At 72.3% G+C, this 20,277-nt stretch carries 21 protein-coding genes; 11 read left to right on the forward strand and 10 right to left on the reverse strand.

From position 1 onward, the window contains the following. Positions 1 to 4: 4 nt before the first annotated feature. The 3 genes from ACGFIE_RS31510 (at position 5) to ACGFIE_RS31520 (ending at position 2,196) form a co-directional block, all read left to right on the forward strand. A complete protein-coding gene (locus ACGFIE_RS31510; protein ID WP_007464836.1) occupies positions 5 to 208 on the forward strand; it encodes a cold-shock protein in 204 nt (67 codons plus the stop codon). 222 nt (positions 209 to 430) lie between these two features. Then, on the forward strand, positions 431 to 1,744 hold the full coding sequence (locus ACGFIE_RS31515) for a DEAD/DEAH box helicase (protein WP_393301636.1): 1,314 nt from the start codon (positions 431 to 433) through the stop codon (positions 1,742 to 1,744). A gap of 251 nt (positions 1,745 to 1,995) precedes the next feature. Then, the gene (locus ACGFIE_RS31520) at positions 1,996 to 2,196 is read left to right on the forward strand and encodes a hypothetical protein (protein ID WP_393301639.1); all 201 of its coding nucleotides are present in this window, start codon (positions 1,996 to 1,998) and stop codon (positions 2,194 to 2,196) included. Between the two features lie 108 nt (positions 2,197 to 2,304). On the opposite strand, the gene ACGFIE_RS31525 is transcribed toward ACGFIE_RS31520, so the two are convergent. The 4 genes from ACGFIE_RS31525 to ACGFIE_RS31540 are packed head-to-tail and all read right to left on the reverse strand — an operon-like array spanning position 2,305 to position 5,482. Further along, on the reverse strand, positions 2,305 to 2,766 hold the full coding sequence (locus tag ACGFIE_RS31525; RefSeq protein WP_393301642.1) for an RrF2 family transcriptional regulator: 462 nt from the start codon (positions 2,764 to 2,766) through the stop codon (positions 2,305 to 2,307). A 1-nt stretch (position 2,767) separates the two neighbouring features. Then, positions 2,768 to 3,652: an ABC transporter permease gene (locus ACGFIE_RS31530; protein WP_393301645.1), complete on the reverse strand. Its 885-nt coding sequence runs from the start codon at positions 3,650 to 3,652 to the stop codon at positions 2,768 to 2,770. Beyond that, positions 3,642 to 4,421 carry an ABC transporter ATP-binding protein gene (locus ACGFIE_RS31535; RefSeq protein WP_393301648.1) on the reverse strand — a complete coding sequence of 260 codons (780 nt, stop codon included), beginning with the start codon at positions 4,419 to 4,421 and terminating at the stop codon, positions 3,642 to 3,644. The genes ACGFIE_RS31530 and ACGFIE_RS31535 overlap by 11 nt, the downstream gene beginning before the upstream one ends. Beyond that, on the reverse strand, positions 4,418 to 5,482 hold the full coding sequence (locus tag ACGFIE_RS31540) for an ABC transporter substrate-binding protein (protein ID WP_393301651.1): 1,065 nt from the start codon (positions 5,480 to 5,482) through the stop codon (positions 4,418 to 4,420). Before ACGFIE_RS31540 ends, ACGFIE_RS31535 begins: the two co-directional genes overlap by 4 nt. Positions 5,483 to 5,623: 141 nt before the next feature. On the opposite strand from ACGFIE_RS31540, the gene ACGFIE_RS31545 reads away from it, so the two are divergent. From ACGFIE_RS31545 to nudC, 4 genes are read left to right on the forward strand one after another with little or no spacing between them, the layout of a single operon-like run. Then, positions 5,624 to 6,739, forward strand: a complete 1,116-nt coding sequence (locus ACGFIE_RS31545; RefSeq protein ID WP_393301654.1) for an LLM class flavin-dependent oxidoreductase — start codon at positions 5,624 to 5,626, stop codon at positions 6,737 to 6,739. A 10-nt stretch (positions 6,740 to 6,749) separates the two neighbouring features. Then, complete coding sequence (locus ACGFIE_RS31550) at positions 6,750 to 8,060, forward strand: M16 family metallopeptidase (RefSeq protein WP_393301657.1); 1,311 nt, start codon at positions 6,750 to 6,752, stop codon at positions 8,058 to 8,060. After that, entirely contained in the window at positions 8,057 to 9,382 is a 1,326-nt protein-coding gene (locus ACGFIE_RS31555) for a M16 family metallopeptidase (RefSeq protein ID WP_393301660.1), read from the forward strand. The genes ACGFIE_RS31550 and ACGFIE_RS31555 overlap by 4 nt, the downstream gene beginning before the upstream one ends. A 37-nt stretch (positions 9,383 to 9,419) precedes the next feature. After that, positions 9,420 to 10,379: an NAD(+) diphosphatase gene (nudC, locus tag ACGFIE_RS31560; RefSeq protein WP_393301663.1), complete on the forward strand. Its 960-nt coding sequence runs from the start codon at positions 9,420 to 9,422 to the stop codon at positions 10,377 to 10,379. Between the two features lie 126 nt (positions 10,380 to 10,505). Here nudC and ACGFIE_RS31565 read toward each other — a convergent pair whose 3' ends face one another. The 3 genes from ACGFIE_RS31565 to ACGFIE_RS31575 all read right to left on the reverse strand — a co-directional run bounded on the left by ACGFIE_RS31565 (position 10,506) and on the right by ACGFIE_RS31575 (position 12,288). Beyond that, positions 10,506 to 10,781, reverse strand: coding sequence for a hypothetical protein (locus ACGFIE_RS31565; protein ID WP_393301666.1), 276 nt, complete (start codon positions 10,779 to 10,781; stop codon positions 10,506 to 10,508). A gap of 212 nt (positions 10,782 to 10,993) precedes the next feature. Continuing rightward, on the reverse strand, positions 10,994 to 11,233 hold the full coding sequence (locus ACGFIE_RS31570) for a DUF397 domain-containing protein (RefSeq protein ID WP_363680113.1): 240 nt from the start codon (positions 11,231 to 11,233) through the stop codon (positions 10,994 to 10,996). A gap of 74 nt (positions 11,234 to 11,307) precedes the next feature. Beyond that, entirely contained in the window at positions 11,308 to 12,288 is a 981-nt protein-coding gene (locus ACGFIE_RS31575) for a helix-turn-helix domain-containing protein (protein WP_393301693.1), read from the reverse strand. A 217-nt stretch (positions 12,289 to 12,505) separates the two neighbouring features. Between ACGFIE_RS31575 and ACGFIE_RS31580 the strand changes: the two genes are divergently transcribed. Further along, positions 12,506 to 13,804, forward strand: coding sequence for an MFS transporter (locus tag ACGFIE_RS31580; protein ID WP_393301669.1), 1,299 nt, complete (start codon positions 12,506 to 12,508; stop codon positions 13,802 to 13,804). Between the two features lie 67 nt (positions 13,805 to 13,871). On the opposite strand, the gene ACGFIE_RS31585 is transcribed toward ACGFIE_RS31580, so the two are convergent. After that, the gene (locus ACGFIE_RS31585) at positions 13,872 to 14,114 is read right to left on the reverse strand and encodes a mycoredoxin (protein ID WP_363680107.1); all 243 of its coding nucleotides are present in this window, start codon (positions 14,112 to 14,114) and stop codon (positions 13,872 to 13,874) included. Between the two features lie 93 nt (positions 14,115 to 14,207). On the opposite strand from ACGFIE_RS31585, the gene ACGFIE_RS31590 reads away from it, so the two are divergent. The 3 genes from ACGFIE_RS31590 (at position 14,208) to ACGFIE_RS31600 (ending at position 17,243) form a co-directional block, all read left to right on the forward strand. Further along, entirely contained in the window at positions 14,208 to 16,373 is a 2,166-nt protein-coding gene (locus ACGFIE_RS31590) for an ATP-dependent DNA helicase UvrD2 (protein WP_393301672.1), read from the forward strand. Positions 16,374 to 16,495: 122 nt separating this feature from the next. Then, complete coding sequence (locus ACGFIE_RS31595) at positions 16,496 to 16,747, forward strand: hypothetical protein (protein ID WP_393301674.1); 252 nt, start codon at positions 16,496 to 16,498, stop codon at positions 16,745 to 16,747. A gap of 130 nt (positions 16,748 to 16,877) precedes the next feature. Then, positions 16,878 to 17,243, forward strand: a complete 366-nt coding sequence (locus ACGFIE_RS31600) for a WhiB family transcriptional regulator (RefSeq protein ID WP_393301677.1) — start codon at positions 16,878 to 16,880, stop codon at positions 17,241 to 17,243. Between the two features lie 307 nt (positions 17,244 to 17,550). Here ACGFIE_RS31600 and ACGFIE_RS31605 read toward each other — a convergent pair whose 3' ends face one another. Next, entirely contained in the window at positions 17,551 to 18,897 is a 1,347-nt protein-coding gene (locus ACGFIE_RS31605) for an ABC1 kinase family protein (RefSeq protein WP_393301679.1), read from the reverse strand. Continuing rightward, positions 18,894 to 20,006 carry a hypothetical protein gene (locus tag ACGFIE_RS31610; RefSeq protein ID WP_393301681.1) on the reverse strand — a complete coding sequence of 371 codons (1,113 nt, stop codon included), beginning with the start codon at positions 20,004 to 20,006 and terminating at the stop codon, positions 18,894 to 18,896. Before ACGFIE_RS31610 ends, ACGFIE_RS31605 begins: the two co-directional genes overlap by 4 nt. Between the last annotated feature and the right edge of the window lie 271 nt (positions 20,007 to 20,277).

The raw sequence follows: 20,277 nt of genomic DNA on the forward strand, positions 1-20,277 counted from the left end.
ACACATGGCTATTGGCACCGTGAAGTGGTTCAACGCTGACAAGGGCTTCGGCTTCATCACCCCGGACGGCGGCGGCGCTGACGTCTTCGCCCACTTCTCGGCGATCCAGTCCTCCGGCTACCGGAGCCTGGACGAGAACCAGCGGGTCGAGTTCGAGGTGACCCAGGGCCAGAAGGGCCCGCAGGCGGAGAACATCCGCCCGCTCTGATCTTCGGATCGGTCAGTAGTACCCGTCGCGCCCTCCGGGTGTGACGGTGACGGGACCGGCCCGCCCCGCCGTCGACCTGCCCAGCAGGCGGCGGCCCGGCGGCGGGCCGGCCCGTACCCTAATCGGTTCGTGCTTGTGAGTCCTGGCGGCCCTGTGCCGCTGGTGACAGCGCCGACTTCGGCGCCCTCCCTCGACACGTGCCGCGTCGAGGAAGGCTTCTGCGTGACCACAGTTATTCCGTCTTTCGCCCATACCGGTCTGGCGCCGGCGCTGCTGAGCGCGCTGACCGCGCAGGGCATCATCGAGCCGTTCCCGATCCAGTCGGCCACCCTTCCGGACTCGCTCGCGGGTCGGGACGTGCTGGGCCGGGGTCGTACCGGCTCGGGTAAGACGCTCGCCTTCGGGCTTCCCCTGCTGTCCCGCACCGCCGGCCGCAAGGCCCGGCCGGGTCGCCCGCTGGCCCTGGTGCTGGTGCCGACCCGGGAGTTGGCGCAGCAGGTGACCACCGCACTCGCTCCGTACGCCCGGGCCGTCGGTCTGCGCTGCGCCACGGTCGTCGGCGGGCTGTCGTTGCAGCGGCAGGCGGACGCGCTGCGTGCCGGCGCCGAGGTGGTCGTGGCGACCCCCGGCCGGCTGCACGACCTGATCAACCGTGGCGACGCCCGGCTCGACCAGGTCGAGATCACCGTGCTGGACGAGGCCGACCAGATGGCCGACATGGGCTTCCTGCCGCAGGTGACCAAGCTGCTGGAGCAGGTCGCACCGCAGGGTCAGCGGATGCTCTTCTCCGCCACCCTGGACGGCGGCGTGGACCGGCTGGTCCGCCGCTTCCTCAGCAGCCCGGTGACCCACTCGGTCGACCCGGGCACCGCCACGGTCACCGCGATGACCCACCACGTGCTGCACGTCGACGCGGTCGACAAGCCCGACGCGTTGACCCGGATCGCCGCCCGTGAGGGCCGCACCATCCTGTTCATGGGCACCAAGCACCGCGCCGACCGGCTCGCGCGCCAGTTGCTCTCCAAGGGCGTACGCGCCGCCGCGCTGCACGGTGGCAAGTCCCAGCCGCAGCGCACCCGCATCCTGGAGCAGTTCCGCAACGGCCAGGTGACCGCCCTGGTCGCCACGGACGTGGCGGCTCGGGGCATCCACGTCGACGGCCTCGACATGGTGGTCAACGTGGACCCGCCGACCGAGGCGAAGGACTACCTGCACCGCGGTGGGCGGACGGCCCGCGCCGGCGAGTCCGGCTCCGTCGTCACCCTGGTCCTGCCCGAGCAGCGCCGGGACGTGTCTCGGCTGATGGCCACCGCTGGCATCCGGCCGCAGTCGGTCCAGGTGCGCTCGGGTGACGAGGCGCTGGCGCGGGTCACCGGGGCGCGCGAGCCGTCCGGTGTGCCGGTGACGATCGCCGCTCCGCCGGTGGCCGTCAGCCGGGGCCGCGCGGCCGGTGGCTCGGCCACCGACGGCGGCGCACGCCCGGCGCACCGCGCGTCGGGCCGCTCCCGTCGTCCGCGTCGCCCGCGTACCGTCTGATCCCGCACGCACGTCACCGACCCGTCCCGCTTCGGCGGGGCGGGTCGTTTCGTCTGCGGGATGGTTCGGGTTCCGCCCGGGTCGGCCGCCCCGACGGTCGTGGCGGCCGGTCGCCCGCGCCGCCCGGCCGCTGATCCGAGTCGAATATCAGCCGTGGGTTGGTCGGCTGGCCGACTGTGCCCGGGCCCGGTGTGGTCGAAGCTGACCACCGGGGGGAGCCGGGCGGGGGGCCCGGCGCGGGAGGGGTGACCATGGCGGGCGAAGCCGGCTCGGGGGCGCTGCGTGAACTGATCCTGGTCGTCGCGGTCGGGCTCGCCGGGTTGCTGCTCGCGATGGTGGCGGCCTTCGCGCCCTGGCACGCCACCCCGGCGGGCAATGCTCCCGCCGGTCTGGTGGAGCTGCGCAGTCCCGGCGACCCGGGCTCCGGCCCGGCGGTCGAGCAGCGGGGCTGAGGAGCGACCGGTCGACCGGCGCCGGCGGAAGGGCAGGCCCGGTCCGGATCGGTACGAGGGTGTGGTCGGGGCCGGCGGGGCACCGACCCGACCACACCGCCCCGGTGGTCAGGACGTCGTGGACGCCCGGTCGGTAGTGGTGCGGCTGAGCAGGTCGGCGAGGCTGGTGCTGTCGACCACCGTGGCGATCGCCCCGTGCACCGCCAGCCAGACGTCGGTGAGCCCGGCAGCCACCCCGTGGTAGCCGGCGCGTTCGGCAGGCAGTCCGCGAACCGTGGTCAGCGAGCCGCCGACCGCGCGCAGCACGTCCCCGACGGTGATCTCCTCGGGTGGCCGGGTCAGCGCGTATCCGCCCTCCGCGCCCCGATGGCTGAGCAGCAGACCGGCCCGGCGCAGGTCGAGCAGGATGCCCTGCAGGAAGCTGAGCGGAATCTCCTGCACCTCGGCCAGGCTGCCCGCCTTCACCAACTCGCTGGTGCCACCACCGGCCGCGTCGCCGCCGCCGCGGACGGCGGCGGCGACGGCGAGCATCGCCCGGAGCGCATAGTCGCTGCGCGCGGAGACGTACACGTCACTGACCAGCCTGGTCCAGTACGCCCCAGCGACGGCGGATCGCCTTGTCGGCCGCGCCGAACGCCGCATCGACAGCGAGACCGACGACCAGGATCACGATCATGATGGCCATCAGCCGTTCCGCGTCCGAGAAGTCCCGGGCGTAGGTGAGCTGAGCGCCGATCGAGGTCCGGGATGCGATGACCACCAGCAGTTCGCCAGCCATCAGGCTGCGCCAGGCGAAGGCCCAGCCCTGCTTCAAGCCGGCCACGATCGCGGGCAGCGCCGCGGGTGCGATGACATACCGGTAGAGGTTGAGCCCGCGCGCGCCCAGGTTGCGGCCGGCCCGCTTCAGCAGCGGCGGCACGTAGTCCACGCCGTGGATCACGCCGTTGGCGATCGACGGCGCCGCGCCGAGCACCACCACGAAGAAGATCGCCTGCTCGCTGAGCTGGAACAGCAGGATGGCCAGCGGGAACCAGGCGATCGACGGCATGGTCTGCAACGCGGTGATCATCGAGCCGATGGCGGCCCGGAGCACCCGGGACTGGGAGACGCCCAGCCCGAGGAGCAGCCCGACGGCGACCGCTGCGGCGAAGCCCACCACGGCACGTCGGGCGGTGGTGGCCAGGCCGTCCCAGAGCGCAGAACTCAACGCGTAGTCGGCGAGGTCGGAGAAGACCGGGCCCGGGCCTGGCAGGGCCCACGGATCCTTCCATCCACTCCAGACCACCACCTGCCAGATGCCGACGGCGATGGCGAGTGCGGCCAGCTTGGGCCAGGTGGCAGCCCAGAGCCGGGCAACCCGGGTGGCTTCCTTCTCCTGACCGGCGATCTCCAGCGCGTCCAGGCCGGAGATCTCCGCGTCGGAGCGCGCGGTGCTGGCGAGGGTGTCACTGGCCATGGCGGCTCACCTCCGTACGGAGTCGCTCGGTGACGTCGGCGGCGATCGCGGCGACCTCGGGCGAGTCGATCCGCCGGGGCCGCGGGATGTCCACCTCGGTGGAGTAGATGATCCGGCCGGGGCGGCTGGACAGCAGGATGATCCGGTCGGCCAGCCGGGCGGCCTCGCGGACGTTGTGCGTGACGAAGAGCACCGAGAGATGGCGCTCGGACCAGATCCGTTCCAGCTCGTCGTGCAGGATGTCCCGCGTCATCGCGTCCAGCGCGCCGAACGGCTCGTCCATCAGCAGCACCGGAGTGTCCAGGGCCAGGGTGCGGGCCAGCGCGACCCGCTGCCGCATGCCGCCGGACAGCTCGTGCGGTCGCTTGCGACCGAACTCGGCCAGGTGCACCGTGCGCAGCAGTTCGGCCACCCGTTCGCGGCGCTCGGCCCGGGGCAGCCCGCGCAGCTTGAGCGGCACCTCGACGTTGCCCTCGACTGTCAGCCAGGGAAAGAGCGCCGGCTCCTGGAACATCAGCCCCGGATTCGCGTCACCGGCGATGCCGATCTGCCCGCCGGTGGGCCGGTCCAGGCCGGCGACCAGGTTGAGCAGGGTGCTCTTGCCGCAGCCGGACGCGCCGACGAGGCAGACGAACTCGCCCGGCGCGACGTCCAGGGAGACCCCGTCCAGGGCCAGTACGGCGTTCGCCCCGCGTCCGTACACCTTTGTCACGCCGGAGAGCGCGACCGCGGTGGTCGCGCTCTGCGGCGTCGTCGTGGTCGACGTCATGGCTGGACGACCTCGGGCTTGCCCTGCGCCTTGAGCGCCTTGTTGAGGTAGGTCAGGTCGTACAGGCCCTTGAGGTCCACCGGCTCGGTCAGCTTGACCTCGACGGCGTGGTCGAGCCCGGCCTTGAGCGAGGTGGGGATCGGGTCGTTTGTGAACTCCAACGTCGGCCACGCCTGCTTGATGAGCTTGAGGTCCAGCGGCTTGCCGGTGATCTTGCCGATGGCGTCGGAGATGGCCTGCTGGGCCTCGTCCGGCTTGGTGTTGACGAACTCGTTCGCGGCGACCTGGCCGTCGACAAGCTTCTGCACCACGTCCGGGTGTGCCTTGAGGAACTTCGTGCTGACCAGCAGGTTGGTGATGACGAACTTCTTGTCCGGCCAGAGGTCGCGCTCGTCGACGAGCACCTTGCCTCCGGCGTTGACCAGCCGGGAGACGAACGGCTCGGGCACCCAGGCGGCGTCGATCGCGCCGCTGTTGAAGGTCTCCACCGTCTGGGCGTTCTCCTGCGGCACGATCTTGACGTCGCCGCCGCCCTCCTTGGTGGTGGTCAGCCCCTGCTGCTTGAGCCAGTAGCGGACCGCCACGTCCTGGGTGTTGCCGAGCTGCGGGGTGGCCACCTTCTTGCCCCTGAGGTCCTGCGGGCCGGTGATGCCGGGCTTGACCACAAGCGCCACGCCTCCGGAGGCGGCGCCGGAGACGACCCGGACGGCCTCGCCCTTGGACTTGGAGAACGCGTTGACTGTGGGGTTCGGGCCGATGTAGGTCGCGTCCAGCGCGCCGGAGAAGACGGCCTCGATGGCTGCCGGGCCGGCGTTGAAGGTCTTCGGTTCGAGCTTGACGTCGGCGCCGAGCTTCTCGGCGAAGATGCCCTTCTCCACGCCGACGACGGCCGGCGCGTGGGTGATGTTGGGGAAGTAACCGAGCCGCAGGGTCACCGGGCCGGAGCCGCCCTCCGCGCCCTCGCTGTCGTCGCCGCACGCGGCGGTGGTGCCCAGGGTCGCCGCGCCGAGGGCGGCGAGGGTGGCCAGGGTGACCAATCGGCGCAGGGGATGCCGTCTCATCGTCCATCCAATCCGCAGTATTCCTACTTAGTTGGTAGGAAGAGTGGGCCAGAGCAGGGCCAGCGTCAAGACTCATCCACATGCCGGGAAGGGGCGTCTCAGTTATGTCGGTAATTCCTACCAACTCAGTAGGGTGATCGAATGATTTTCCACTGGTTCCTGCCCACCTCCGGCGACGGCGACCAGGTCGGCGCCGCCACCGTCACCGCCGGCGCCGCCCGCCACGACCGGGCCGCCACCGTTGCGTACCTGGCCGAGGTCGGCCGCGCCGCGGAGGCGGGCGGCTTCGCGGCAGTGCTCACCCCGGTCGGCGCGGGTTGCCCCGACCCGTGGATCGTCTGCGCGGCGGTCGCCCAGCACACCGAGCGGCTCGGCATGCTTGTCGCCGTCCGGGCCGGCTTCGCGTTGCCCACCCTGATCGCCCAGCAGGCCGAGGCGTTCCAGGCCGTCTCCGGCGGCCGCCTGTCGCTCAACATCGTGACCGGGGGAGACCCGGCCGAGCAGCGCGCGTACGGCGACTTCCTGGGCCACGACGAGCGCTACGCGCGTACCGGGGAGTTCATCGAGGTCCTGCGGCGCGCCTGGGCCGGCCGGCCGTTCGACCACGCCGGGACGCACTACCGGGTCGACGGCGGCGGGCTGGCCGCCCCGCTGGCCGAGCCGCCGCCGATCTACTTCGGCGGCGCGTCCCCGGCCGCCGAGACGGTGGCCGCCCGGCAGGCCGACACGTACCTGATGTGGGGCGAGCCGCCGGCGGCGATCGCCGCCCGCGTCACCCGCATCCGGGCGCTCGCCGCCGAGCAGGGCCGCACCCTGCGCACCGGCCTCCGGCTGCACGTCATCGCGCGGCCCACAAGCGCCGACGCCTGGGCCGAGGCGGACCGGCTGCTGGCCGGCATGAGCCCGCAGCGGATCGCCGCCGCCCAGGCGCGGTTCCGCCGGATGGACTCCGTCGGCCAGGCCCGGATGGCCGCGCTGAACGCCGGCCGCACCGACGGGCTCACCGTCGCACCGAACCTCTGGGCCGGGGTCGGCCTGGTCCGCGAGGGCGCCGGCACCGCGCTCGTCGGCAGCTACGTCGAGGTCGCGAGCCGGATCGACGAGTACGCGGCACTCGGCGTCGACGAGTTCATCCTCTCCGGTTGGCCCCATCGGGAGGAGGCCGAGCGGGTCGGCGCCGAGGTCCTGCCCCGGCTCGCCGACCCGGTGACGGTGGCTCCGCGGAGGTCGCCGGTGGCGGAGGTGTCGACGCGCTAGGGTCGATCCCGTGGCGGCGCGGAGATCCAGAATTCCAGCGACGAAGTATCCGGTCGAGCGGTTCACCCTCGACAACGGCCTGCGGGTGGTCCTGACCCCCGATCGCAGTGCCCCGGTGATCGGGGTGGCGGTGGTCTACGACGTCGGCATCCGCTCCGAGCCGGAGGGGCGTACCGGCTTCGCCCACCTCTTCGAGCACCTGATGTTCCAGGGCTCGGAGAACCTGGAGAAGCTGGCCCACTTCCGGCACGTGCAGGGCGCCGGCGGCACGTTCAACGGCTCCACCCACCTGGACTACACCGACTACTTCGAGACGCTGCCGAGCAACGCGCTGGAGCGCGCGCTGTTCCTCGAGGCGGACCGGATGCGTGGGCCCCGACTGACCGAGGAGAACCTGCGCAACCAGGTCGACGTGGTCAAGGAGGAGATCCGGGTCAACGTGCTCAGCCGGCCGTACGGTGGCTTCCCCTGGCTGACCCTGCCGCCGGTCATGTTCGACACCTTCCCGAACGCGCACGACGGCTACGGCTCGTTCGACGACCTGGAGTCGGCCACCGTCGCCGACGCCGCCGACTTCTTCCGCCGCTACTACGCCAGCGGCAACGCGGTGCTGGCCGTCAGCGGCGACATCGACGTGGCCGAGGCGACCGAGCTGGTCAACAGGCACTTCGGCGACGTTCCGTCCCGCCCCGCGCCGCAGCGGCCGGACTTCACCGAGCCCGACCTGACCGCCGAGCGGCGCAGCTCGTACACCGACGCCCTGGCGCCGTTGCCGGCGGTGGCCGGCGCGTGGCGGGTGCCCGACCCGATCGACGACTTCGCCGGCTACCTGCCGTACGTGGTGCTGGCCGAGGTGCTCACCGACGGCGAGGCATCCCGGCTGGTCGAACGACTGGTCCAGCGCGACCGCACGGTGACCAGCCTCGGCGGCTACCTCGGTTTCATGGGCGACCCGTTCGACGTCCGCGATCCCACCGCGCTGCTGCTCCAGGCGCACCTGCCGCCCGCCGGCGACGTGGACAAGGTGCTGCGCACCGTCGACGAGGAGTTGGACCGGCTGGCCACCGACGGGTTGACCGACGGCGAGCTGGCCCGTACCCAGGCCCGGATGGCCACCCACCTGCTGCGCGACACCGACGCGGTGCTCGGCCGGGCGCTGCGGATGGCGGTCCTGGAACAGCAACGTGGTGAGCCGGGCCTGCTCAACGACCTGCCCCGACTGGTAGGCGACGTCACCGAGGAGCAGGTCCGGGCCGCCGCGGCCACCCTGCGCCCCGAGCGCCGCGCCGCCGTCGAGGTCATCCCCGGAGGTGCCCGATGAGTGTGCGGACGCTGCCCGCGCTCGGCCCCACCCGCAAGCTCAAGGTGCCCAAACAGGCCGAGCGGACACTGCGCAACGGGCTCACCGTGATCGCCGTACGCCGGCCCGCGGTGCCCCTGGTCGAGCTGCGGCTGTGGATTCCGTTCGGCCGCGCCCACCTCGCGCGCGGCGCGATGCTCTCGCAGACCATGCTCTCCGGCACCGAGTCGATGACAAGCGTGCAGTTGGCCGCCGAGCTGCAGAAGGTGGGCGGCGGGCTGTCCGCGGGCGTCGACCCGGACCGGCTGATGCTCTCCGGCGCCGGCCTGGTCACCGGCCTGGACCGGATGTTGGAGCTGCTGGCCGAGGTGCTGACCGCCGCCAGCTACCCCGGCGACGAGGTGGCCGCCGAGCGGGACCGGCTCATCGACCGGATCCAGGTCGCCCAGAGCCAGCCGGCGCACCTGGCCCGCGAGGCGCTGCTGAAGCGGATCTACGGGCGGCACCCGTACGCCACGCAGACCCCGGAGCCGGGCCAGATCCGTGCCGTCCGACCGGCGGCCCTGCGCAGCCTGCACGCCGAGCGGGTGCACCCGGCCGGGGCGCAGCTCGTGGTGGTCGGCGACGTGCAACCGGAGAAGGCCCTGGACGCGGCCGAGCGGGCGCTCGGTGGGTGGGCCGGCGCCGGTCGTACGGCCACCCTGCCGGCCACCCCGCCGCTGGAGCCGGGACCGCTGCTGCTTGTCGACCGACCCGGCTCGGTGCAGTCCTCGCTGCGGGTCGCGCTGCCCGCCGTGCCGCGTACCGACCCCGACCACGCTCCGCTGCAACTGGCCAACCTGATCTTCGGTGGCTACTTCTCGTCGCGCTGGGTGGAGAACATCCGCGAGGACAAGGGCTACACGTACGGCCCGCACTCGGTGATCGAGCACTCGGTGGCCGGGTCGGTCCTGGTCGCCGGCGCCGAGGTGGCCACCGAGGTCACCGGCCCGGCGCTGCTGGAGACCACGTACGAGCTGGGGCGGCTGGCGTCGCTGCCGCCGAAGCCGGAGGAGCTGGAGCAGGCCCGCCAGTACGCCCTGGGCACCCTCCAACTCGGCATGTCCACCCAGGCCGGCCTGGCCGCGCTGACCAGCGCGTACGCCGGCAACGGCCTGCGCCTGGAGTTCCTCGCGGAGTATGCGGCCCGCCTGGCGAAGGCGACTGTGGACGACGTGGCGCGGGCTGCCGCCCACTACCTCGCGCCCTCCCGGGCAGCGGTGGTCGTGCTCGGCGACGCCGAGCGGATCACCCCCGGGCTGGCCGCGCTGACGCCTGTGCACACCGAGCCGGTGCAGCCATGAGGCACCGCCGCGACCCGCTAGATCGCGGAGCCCGGACGTGAGCGGGGAGACGGCCCCGCCGCTGGCACGGTCCACGCTGGATCGCGCCGCGCACCGCCGGGGCGACGCGCAGTGGTTGACCGAAGCGTGGCTGCGCGGCCGGATACTGCTGCTCGACTCGACCGACGGTGGGCGGACGCTCGCCCGTACCGACGCGTCGCCTCCGACGCTTGTGCTGTTCGGCGCGGCCGACGTGCCGGCCGGCGCCGAGTCGACGGCGATGTTCCTCGGCGTCGAGCCGGACGGGGTGCCGGTCTTCGCGCTCGACGCGCCGCTGCCGACGGTGCCGGGCACCCGGCCGGTCAACCTGCGGGAGGTGGGCCACCTGCTCGGCGACCGGGAGGCCGGCATCTTCACCACGGCGCTGGCGCTGCTCAACTGGCACACCCGGCACGGCTACTCGTCGGCGACCGGTGCGCCGACAGTGATGGACGAGGCCGGCTGGTCCCGGGTGGATCGCGACGGCGGGCGGATCTGGCCGCGTACCGACCCGGCGATGATCGTGCTGGTGCACGACGGCGTGGACGGCCCCGAGGGCCGCTGCCTGCTCGGCAACAACGCCGGTTGGCCGGGCACCCCGGGCGGTCGGCGCTACTCGTGCCTCGCCGGGTACGTCGAGCCGGGGGAGTCGGCGGAGGCCGCCGTACTGCGCGAGGTCCGCGAGGAGGTGGGCATCTCCGTCGAGCGGATCGGGTACGTCGGCAGCCAGGCCTGGCCGTTCCCGGGCTCGCTGATGTTGGGCTTCCTGGCCACCGCGGACCCGGCGGATCCGGTGCGGGTCGACCCGTCCGAGATCGCGTACGCCCGGTGGTTCACCCGTGCGGAGATCGGGGCCGCGTGTGCGGGGAGAGCCGTGGACGTGGGGGACGGGGCTCGGCTGATCCTGCCGCCGCCGTCGTCGATCGCGTTGTTCCTCGTCCACCGTTGGCTGGACGGATGGGTGGACGCCGACCGCTGAGCACGGTCCCGGCCCGTGGCTGCCGTTGCCGCGGCGGTCACGGGCCGGGAACACGGGCCGCCGTGGTCGGTGGGAGCGAATGACGCGGCGGGGGAGCCGAGCCGACCACGACGGACGTCTGGTGGGTCAGGTGCCGGTGCGGCCGGATCTGCGCCGGAACGCGGGCCGCGGCTCGCCGAGCGGCAGGACCTTGACCCGTTGCTTGCCGGCTCGCACCGCGCCGACCGAAGACAGTGCCCGGGCCAGCAGCAACGCGGCCTCCCGGTCCTCGGCGTGCACGGTCTGCCGGCGCGGCTCGGGCGTGATCGTCTCGTCGCGGAGGCGATGGCCGTCGGCCCACGCGGCGGCGATGTCCCCGTCGGCGACGGTGCGGATGTCGGTGCGAACGATCAGGAACCGCATAAGGGTCTCCGGATGAACCGCGACGAATGAGCCAGTGTGGAAGTTCCACGTTCTCGTGGGCCATGCTACGCCCCGTGTTCATCCCAGCAAGTGAAACGCGCCTATTGGTTCCGAGCCTCGTCCGATCGGCGGATGCCTGGTCAGCGGGGTCGTCGTCGGACACGACGACGGGGCCGCCGGCACATGCCGACGGCCCCGTCCGGTCGGGATGATCAGTTCAGATCGAACTGGCCCGTCTTCGCTCCGGTGATGAAGCCGAGCCAGCCGGCCCGGTTGAACAGCAGCACCGGGCCGCCCCGGTCCTTGCTGTCGCGCAGCGCGACGGCTGACGGGCCGGTGCCCAGGGGGGCCACCTCCACGCAGTTGGAGGTCTGGCTGCGTGTGCTGGTGCGCCACGGGGCGTCCGCCAACAAGCTGGCGGAGACGGACGGCGTGTTGTGGATGTCGTTCATGGCTCTGCTCCTGGTGTGAACCGATCCGATGGGACGAGTGGTGCCGCACGCCCCGACGGAGGGTCCCCCGTGGATCACCGATCCGTCAGTCGCCCCGAATCCCTGCGGCGTTGGGTCGGCGCCGTTGCCGGCCCGAACGCCACTGTGGATGGGGGCGTCGCCCCGGTCGGCCGTCCCGTCGCCTCGATCAGCCAGGAGAGGGTGTCCGAGGCGTCAAGTGCCGCCGTGCATAGCCACTCGAACACCACTTTATAGCGATTTAGCGTGATTGACTCGGTCGACATGACGTCCTTGAACCCCCCTTCGATGGCCAATGTCTCCGGATCGAGCGGATCGGCGAACCGATAGAGGGAGAAGGCGGTCGGCGGAAGGTACCAATCGCCGATCTGCGTGTCCCGCGGAAGCAGATGAAGCGTCACGTTGGGCAGCTGGGCCAGCTCGCACAACTGGACCAACTGTTCGTGCAGCACCTCGGGCGGGCCGGCCCGCCGACCGAGGGCCGCCTCCTCCAGCACGGCGGTGTAGCTCGGCGCGTGCGGCTCCCGGGTCAGCAGCAACTGGCGGGCCAACCGGGCCTGCACCTCGGTCTCCGGCTCCTCGGCCAGGTCCGGTTCGCCGGCGCCCTCGCTCACCTGGCGGGCCGAGAGGATCCGGACCTGCGCGTACCCGGCGGTCTGCAGCAGGCCCGGCACCAGAACAGGGTTGTACTCGGAGATCTCCGCGCAGCCCGCCTCAAGCTCGGCCCAGCTGCGCTGCTGCTGTGTCATCACCGGAAAGTTCTTCAACCAGCCACGCATGTCGCCGGCCCCACCGGTGATCCCGAGCAGTTCCTCGCGTAACGCGGCGTCGGCCCCGTAGAGGTCGAGCAGAACGCCGACATCCTGCGGATCCGGACGGCTGCGGCCATTCTCCAGGCGGGACAGTTTGGACGCGGACGCCCAACCGATCCGTTCGATAACCTGGTCGCCGGTGAGGCCTGCGGCTTCGCGCAGGCTGCGCAGTTCGATGCCCAACCGTCGACGACGCATGATCGGGCTGGGTGCGGCAGGAGGCACAGTGTCCTCTTTCCCGTCGACCGCCGCAGACGCGACGGTAACTGTATGAAATTCGCCCCCCACGGTCAGTATGGACGGCGCGACCGGCGTCGGAGGTCCGGCGGGGGCGTGTCTTACTCAAAAAATGAACCATGGGATTCCCGGACGACGACGGACCCGTGGTCCCAGCCCCGTCGACCGCGCCCAGCCGGGCATGCCATCCCGCCGGAGTGACCCCATGCGTACCGTCCTGCGCCGCCCCGACTTCCGCCTGCTGTTCGGTGGCCTGCTGGCCAGCATGACCGCCGAGTCGATCCTGCTGCTCGCGCTCGCCATCTGGGTCAAGGATCTGACCGGCTCCAACGGGCTCGCCGGAGGCATCATCTTCGCCGTCGTCGCCCCGATGACGTTGGCGCCGCTTGTCGGCTGGTTCGTCGACCGGTACCCGCGCCGTCCCTTCTTCGTGACCGCGAACGTGGTCACCGCACTGCTGCTCGTCCCGTTGTTCACGGTCCGCGACGCGGGCGACGTCTGGCTCGTCTACCTGGTCGCCGCCCTGTACGGCCTGTCGTCCATCACGCTCGGCGCGGCGCTCAGCGGGCTGATCCGACAGTTGGTGCCTGTGGAACTGCTCGCCGAGGCGAACGGCGTGTTGCAGACCGTACGCCAGGGGTTGCGGCTGGTCGGCCCGCTGGCCGGCGCGGCGCTCTACGCGGCGCTCGGCGGGTGGGTGCTGGCCGGGATCGGCATGGTCGGCTTCGTGACCGCGGCCGCGGTGGTGACCGCGGTGCCGAGCCCGGCGCCGACGACGCCGACCGTACGGCTGCGTTGGCCCGCCGAGCTGGGCGCCGGCCTGCGGCACCTGACCGGTGAGCCGGCGCTGCGCCGGGCCCTGCTCGGCTACGGGCTCGGATCGCTGGTGATGGGCTTCAGCGAATCGCTGATCTTCGCCTACGTCGACCAGGGGTTGGATCGGGACGCCGCGTTCGTGGGCGTGCTGGTCATGGTGCAGGGCGTCGGTGGACTGCTCGGCGGGCTCTGCTCACCGACGCTGGTCCGCCGACTGGGTGAGATCGGCACGCTGGCCGCCGGGGTGGCCTTCTTCTCGCCGGCCGCGCTCGCGCTCGCGTACCCCGATCTGCGCGTCGGGTTCGTGGCGGTGCTGCTGGCCGGCGTCTCGCTGCCGCTGACGATGGTGGGCCTGCACACGCTGATCCAGCGCCGTACGCCTCCCGGGCTGGTCGGACGGGTCGCGGCGGCAACCCAGGCGCTGGTCAGCGGCCCGCAGGCGCTCTCCATCGGTGCCGGCGCCCTGCTGGTCGGCGTCCTGGACTACCGGGCCCTGTTCCTGCTGGTCGGGGTGGCCACGCTGGCCGCCGGGGTCTACCTCTGGCGGGGACGGCACCTGAGCGCGCCGGCCGGCGGCCGTGGACCGACGCCGCCGCCCCGCCCGACGCTCCCCGCGCCGCGCCGCCCGGTCGACGCCGACATTGACGCGCCGGTGGCCACGGGACTGCGGCGGCAGCCCCGGCAGTGACGGATGTCGGACACGACGAACGGCCGCCCGGATGGGGCGGCCGTTCGTCGAGAGGTGACCCGGCCGGTCAGGCGGTGAGGGTCGCCAGGTGCTGCTTGACCTGTGTGATCGAGGGGTTGGTCAGGGCGCTGCCGTCGTCGAAGCGCAGCGTGGGCACCGTCTGGTTGCCGCCGTTGACGCTCATCACGAACTCCGCGGCCTCCGGGTCCCGCTCGATGTCGACCACCTCGTAGCCGATGCCCTCCCGGTCGAGCTGCGACTTCAGCCGGTGGCAGTAGCCGCACCAGGGGGTGGAATACATCGTCAGCATGGTCGGATCCTCCAACTCCTCTGACCGCCGGCTTGCGGATCAAGCCGAGGCTGTTCGCTACAACGTCCGGAGGAGCTGAGATGATTCCTGGTTGTGGTGGTTCACTCAGCGTCGGAACAGGTGCTCGCCGGGCTCGACCCGGAGCAGCGCTCCGCGGTGACCGCACCCGCCGGTCCGGTCTGCATTCTCGCCGGCGCCGGCACCGGCAAGACCCGCGCGATCACCTCCCGGATCGCCCACCGGGCGCTCTCCGGGGAGATTTCCCCCCGGCACGTGCTCGCGGTCACCTTCACCGCCCGCGCCGCCGCCGAGATGCGTAGTCGGCTCACCGTGCTCGGGGTGGGCGGGGTGCAGGCGCGGACCTTTCACGCCGCCGCGTTGCGGCAGGTGCGGTACTTCGCCCCCCGCCTGCTGGCGGGCCGGGCCATGCCCGAGCTGCTGGACAGCAAGGTGCGGCTGGTCACCCTCGCCGCCGCCCGGGTGGGCCTGCGGACCGACCGGGCGGCCGCGCGGGACCTGGCCGGCGAGATCGAGTGGGCCAAGTCGTCGCTCGTCGAGCCGGGGGACTACGTCGTGTCGGCGGCCCGGGCGCTGCGCGACACGCCGCACGAGCCGGCGAAGGTCGCCGAGGTGTTCACCGCGTACGAGCAGCTCAAGCGCTCCAACGGGGTGATCGACTTCGAGGACATGCTGCGGGCCGCGGTGTGGGGCATCGAGGAGCACCCGGACGTCGGCGAGCAGATCCGCACCCAGTACCGGCACTTCGTGGTCGACGAGTACCAGGACGTCAACCCCCTCCAGCAGCGGCTGCTGGAGGCCTGGCTGGCCGGCCGCGACGACCTGACAGTGGTCGGCGACGCCAGCCAGACCATCTACTCCTTCACGGGGGCGACCTCGGCGTACCTGGTCGACTTCCCCCGCCGGCACCGCAACGCCACTGTCGTCCGGCTGGTCCGCGACTACCGCTCCACCCCGCAGGTCGTCGGGCTGGCCAACGCGGTGATCTCCCAGGCCCGGGGCACCGAGGCCCGGCTGCGGCTGGAGCTGAGCGGGCAGCGCCCCCCGGGACCGGAACCCGACCTGCGGATCTTCACCGACGAGCCGGCCGAGGCGAACGCGGTTGCCGCGCGCTGCCGGTCACTCATCGACTCGGGTACGCCGGCGAAGGAGATCGCCGTGCTGTTCCGGGTCAACGCGCAGTCCGAGGCGTACGAGAAGGCGCTCACCGAGGCCGGCGTCCCGTACGTGGTGCAGGGCGCGGAGCGGTTCTTCGAGCGTGCCGAGGTGCGCCAGGCGATGGTCGCCCTGCGGTCGGCCACCCGCTCGATCCCGGGGGAGACGCCGTTGCCGACCGCCGTGGTCGAGGCGCTCACCGCTGTCGGCTGGGCCCCGGACGCGCCCCCGGCCGGCGGCGCCGCCCGCGAGCGCTGGGAGGCGCTGTCCGCGCTGGTCCAGCTCTCCGAGGAGTACGCGGCCACCCCCGAGGTGGTGCCGATCGGCGAGGCCGCGTCGGTGGAGCGCCCGGTCACCCTCACCGATTTCACCGAGGAGTTGGCCCGGCGGGCCGCCCAGCAGCACGTGCCGACGGTGGACGGGGTCACGTTGGCGTCGCTGCACTCGGCCAAGGGGCTGGAGTGGGACGCCGTCTTCCTGGTCGGCCTCGCCGAGGGCACCCTGCCCACCACGTACGCCAAGACGGTCGAGCAGGTCGAGGAGGAGCGCCGGCTGCTCTACGTCGGAATCACCCGCGCGCGGCAGTGGCTCTGGCTGTCGTACGCCGCCGCGCGCTCTCCGGGCGGGCGGGCCCGGCGGCCGTCGCGGTTCCTGCCCCAGCTGGACCGCTCCGGCGGCACCGAGCGGGCCGGCGCCTCCGCCGGTCCCGCGCGCCGTCCCGAACGACGCCGGACGCAGATCGTGTCCTGCCGGATCTGTGGCGCCACCCTGCTCGCCGGCCCGGACCGCAAGCTGGGCCGATGCCCCACCTGCCCGTCCGACATCGACGACGAGCTGCACGAACGACTGCGCGAGTGGCGGCAGCGGGTGGCCGGCGCGCAGAAGGTCCCGGCGTACGTGGTGTTCACCGACGCCACATTGACCGCGCTGGCGGAGCGGCGTCCCGGCCGGCCGGAAGAGTTGATCGCCATCGCCGGTATCGGCCCTCGCAAACTGGGCCTCTACGGGGAGTCGGTGCTGGCGCTCGTGCAGGGCGCGGGGGTGGACGACGTCTGCCCGGAGAAAACTTTCGAAATCTCGTCGTAAATTCGTTTGCCCTCGCCCCGGGGCGAGGAATAGCCTCAGAACACACCACGCGAGCGGCGCCATTCCGGCTGCTCACGGGGGTTGGTCCAGTCGATTCGAGGAACGTGAGGGAGGTGGCCACCGTGGAGATCTTCACCTATGAGCGTCTGACGGCGATGCCGTCTGTCCACGCTCCGCTGTCGGCTGTCCGGGTGGCCCTCGCGGCCGCACGACCGTCGGTTCCGCAGGTGCACCAGGTTCAGGCCGAGCTGATCCTGGCCGTCGCACCGAATGTCGGAGTCGAGGGGACCAGTGGCAGCACGGGCATGGACATCAATGGCGCCAAGAAGCGCACGGATGTCCGCGGCGTTCCACCTCGAGGTAGACCGGTCTGATTCTCAGACACCGGCTCACCTCGAGGCCGCGGAACCCGCTACCGGGATCCGCGGCCTCAGTTTTTTTGCCCCGCCGAAGTACGCCGGAATGCGATCCACGAGATCGAAGTGAGAGAGAGGTGACCGGGAGATGAGTCTGGCGTTGGCCCCCCTCGATGTGAGCATCGAGCTGGAGGCGAACCTGCCCTGCCGGAAGTTCGACCCCGACCTGTGGTTCTCCGACTCGCCTGCCGAGCTCGAGCTGGCCAAGTCGCTCTGCGGGGACTGCCCGCTGCGCGTCGAGTGCCTGGCCGGGGCGGTGGAGCGAGCGGAGCCGTGGGGCGTCTGGGGCGGCGAGATCTTCGAGCGTGGCGCGGTCGTCCCGCGCAAGCGGCCCCGTGGCCGTCCGCGCAAGGAGGACGTCGCTCGTGACGCCGAGCTTCGGGTCGAGGCCGAGGCGCGCCTGGCGGCCAGTGGGCTGTCCGAGGTGCGTGGCGCGGTCCGGCTGGCAGCCTGACATGTTCCCGACCCGTACCAACTACGCCGGTGGCACACCGGCAGTGAGTGAGAAAATGATGTTGAACGTTCCGAGTGGAGCCTTCGAGATGCAACTACTCCACGAAGCGTTGACCAGGGCTCGAATGCGCCGGCCTCAGGCCGGTCGTACCACCACGAGCACTGAGGCAACCCGATCCGCCCGTACCGTCGCCATGAACAGCCGCAACCAGTCGGCGCGCGACCTGGGCGTTCTCTAGTACCACCCCAACTCAGAAGGGCGGGTGCCGACCGGCACCCGCCCTTCGTGACGTCTCGCCCCGGCCCGCTCAGGCCACCGGCGCGAAGCCCGGCAGCCAGCGCTCCAGGATGCTCCGGTACGGCGCCTTCGCCTCCAACTGGCAGAGCACACCGATCGACCCGAGCGTCACCCGGTGGATGAGCAGGTACGACGGTGGCAGGTTGAGCTGCCTGCTCAGCTGGTAGGTGGGGGAGCGAGGGCTGGCCAGCCGACCCGCCTCGGCCCGCAGCCAGGCCCGGGTGAAGCGGAACCCGTCGGCCGCGATGGGCTCCAGCATCGGGCGGAGGAAGTCGAGGACACCCTCGGCGTCGATCTCGTCGGTGGCACCGATGAACCCCTCGTCCCGCAGGCCCGCCACCACCCCGTCCGCGTCGCCGCGCAGGGCCCGCCCGGCGATGCGGCCGATCGGCTCCGGCGTGCCCTCGGGCATCCGGGCCACCGCACCGAAGTCGATCACCCCGAGCCGGCCGTCGTGCAGCAGCCGGAAGTTTCCCGGGTGCGGGTCGGCGTGCAGAAGACCGGCCCGCTGAGGCGCGGAGAGATGCAGCGTGGCCATGAGCCGGCCGGCCTCGTCCCGCTGCTCCTCGGTGCCCTCCCGGATGATGTCGGCGAGCGGTGTGCCCGTCACCCACTCGGTGACCAGCACCCGGGGCGACGCGGAGACCACCTCCGGGATGAAGATCTCCGGATCGTCGGCGTACGCGGCGGCGAAGGTGCGCTGAGACTCGGCCTCGAGCTCGTAGTCCAGCTCCTCGGTGATCCGCTCCCGCAACTCGACGAGGAGGGGCTTGACGTCGAGGCCGGGCTGGATCGCCCGGAACATCCCGCCCAGTCGGGAGAGCTGCTTGAGGTCGGAGAGCAGCGCGTCACCGGCGCCCGGGTATTGGATCTTGACGGCCACGTCGCGGCTGTTCGGCTCGCCGGACGGGCCGTACCCCGGCTCACGCCACCGCGCCCGGTGCACCTGACCGATGCTTGCCGCCGCCGCCGGGGTGTCGTTGAACTCGACGAACCGATCGCGCCAGTCGGGGCCGAGCTGCTCGGCCAGCACCTTGTGCACGCTCGCGGCCGGCAGCGGCGGCGCGGCCTCCTGAAGTTTGGTGAGCGCCTGCCGGTACGGCGCCGCGATCTCCTCCGGCAGTGCGGCCTCGAAGACCGACAACGCCTGGCCGAACTTCATCGCCCCGCCCTTGAGCTGGCCCAACACGCTGAACAGCTGCTCGGCGGTGCGCTGCTGGATCTCCGCGGAGATCACGTCGGAGGCGAGCCCGGTGACGCGCTTACCCATGCCGAGGACGGTCCGGCCGGCGAAGCCGAGCGGCAGAGCGGCGAGCTTGGCGGTCCGGGACACGGCCCGGCGCGGGATGTCGGTCACTTCGCCATTGTTACCGACCGGAGGGCTCCGCTGCTGCTGTGCGGCCGGGCTGGTGCGTACACCCGGCTCGTCGAGCACCCGCACGCCGGGTGTGGCGGCCAACCCCGGCGGCGGAACCGGCCCGGTCCGGTGATCTCCATGGCGCCGCCCAGCGTCTCGGGGTGACCGCCGTCGAGGTGCGCCAGAGCCTCCGCCACCGCGTACCCGATGGCCGCGAGCAGGGTGCCGGTCGAGCCAGCGGCCACCGGCTCGGCCGCGGCGAGTTGGGCCGCGAGCCCCGGCCAGGCCGGGTCGCGGTCGGCGCGATGCAGCTCGACGCAGTGAAGACAGGGGCCGGCAGGTGGGCGGACCATCGGCCCGATGACCGGTACGCCCTCGCGGAGGGTCACCAGCAGGTGCGGTTGACGGCGCTGGGCGAGACCGGCGGCGAGCAACGCGGGCGGACGGTCCGCGCCGAGCTGGACCACCAGGTCAACCCGGGTGGCCCGGACCGGGTGGGTGCCGGTTCCCGGTGCCGCGCGGTCGACCGCCGTCCGGATCGCCGGGGCCAGCGGCCGGCCCAGCTCGGTGGCGGGGATGCCCGTCCCGACCAGGTCGACTGGCCGCACCGGGCCGGTGAGCTGTGGGATCACCTGCCCGACACCGGCCTGGGCCAGCGCGATCGCCAGCGGGCCGCCGAGCGCACCGGCGCCGGTGAGCAGCACCCGGGCCGCCCGTCGGCGACGCAGGACCTGTGCGGGAGTGCCGGGCAGCCGGGCCGCGACCAGGGCCAACGCTCCGGCTTCGCCGGCGAGCCGGGCCCGGACCGGCCCGGCCAGGTCGCGGGGGAGCAGGCTGTGCGCCGGCACCAACAGGCCCGCCGACCGCAGGGCGTCCAGCAGCGTACGTGCGTCGTCGGTGGCGACCTGGGCCGTGCTCGCCTGGGTCAGCACGTCCCGCTCGCTGCGGGTGCCGTCCAGCAGATCGAGCACGGCGGCGGTACGCGGATTGGCCAGCTCCACCAGCACTGCGGGCCCGGGACCGACACCGATCTGGAGGGTGTGCCGATCCCGCCAGAGCCGGCTGAGGCCGGGAAGAAGCGTGGGGCGGGGCAGCGCGCTGGGACTCATGGTGACGAATCGTGACCGCTTCCCTGCGCTCGGTCGATCGTTGTCCACAGGCGTTCGAGGCCGTATCCAGCCTTGTCCACAGGATCTGCCGGGTTATCCACAGGCCACTGGATGTGGTGTCGCGCACCCGACAGGTCGCCTGCCCCGGGACCGCAACGGGGGGCGGGACGGCCACACGGCCAGGGCAAGCTGGACGAGGCCCTGGAAGCGCAGATCATGGCCGCCGACTCGAAGTCGCGGCTGGAGGACATCTACCTGCCGTACAAGCCGA

Origin of the sequence: Micromonospora sp. NPDC049275, assembly GCF_043197115.1 — a bacterium.
Classification (GTDB): Bacteria; Actinomycetota; Actinomycetes; order Mycobacteriales; family Micromonosporaceae; genus Micromonospora.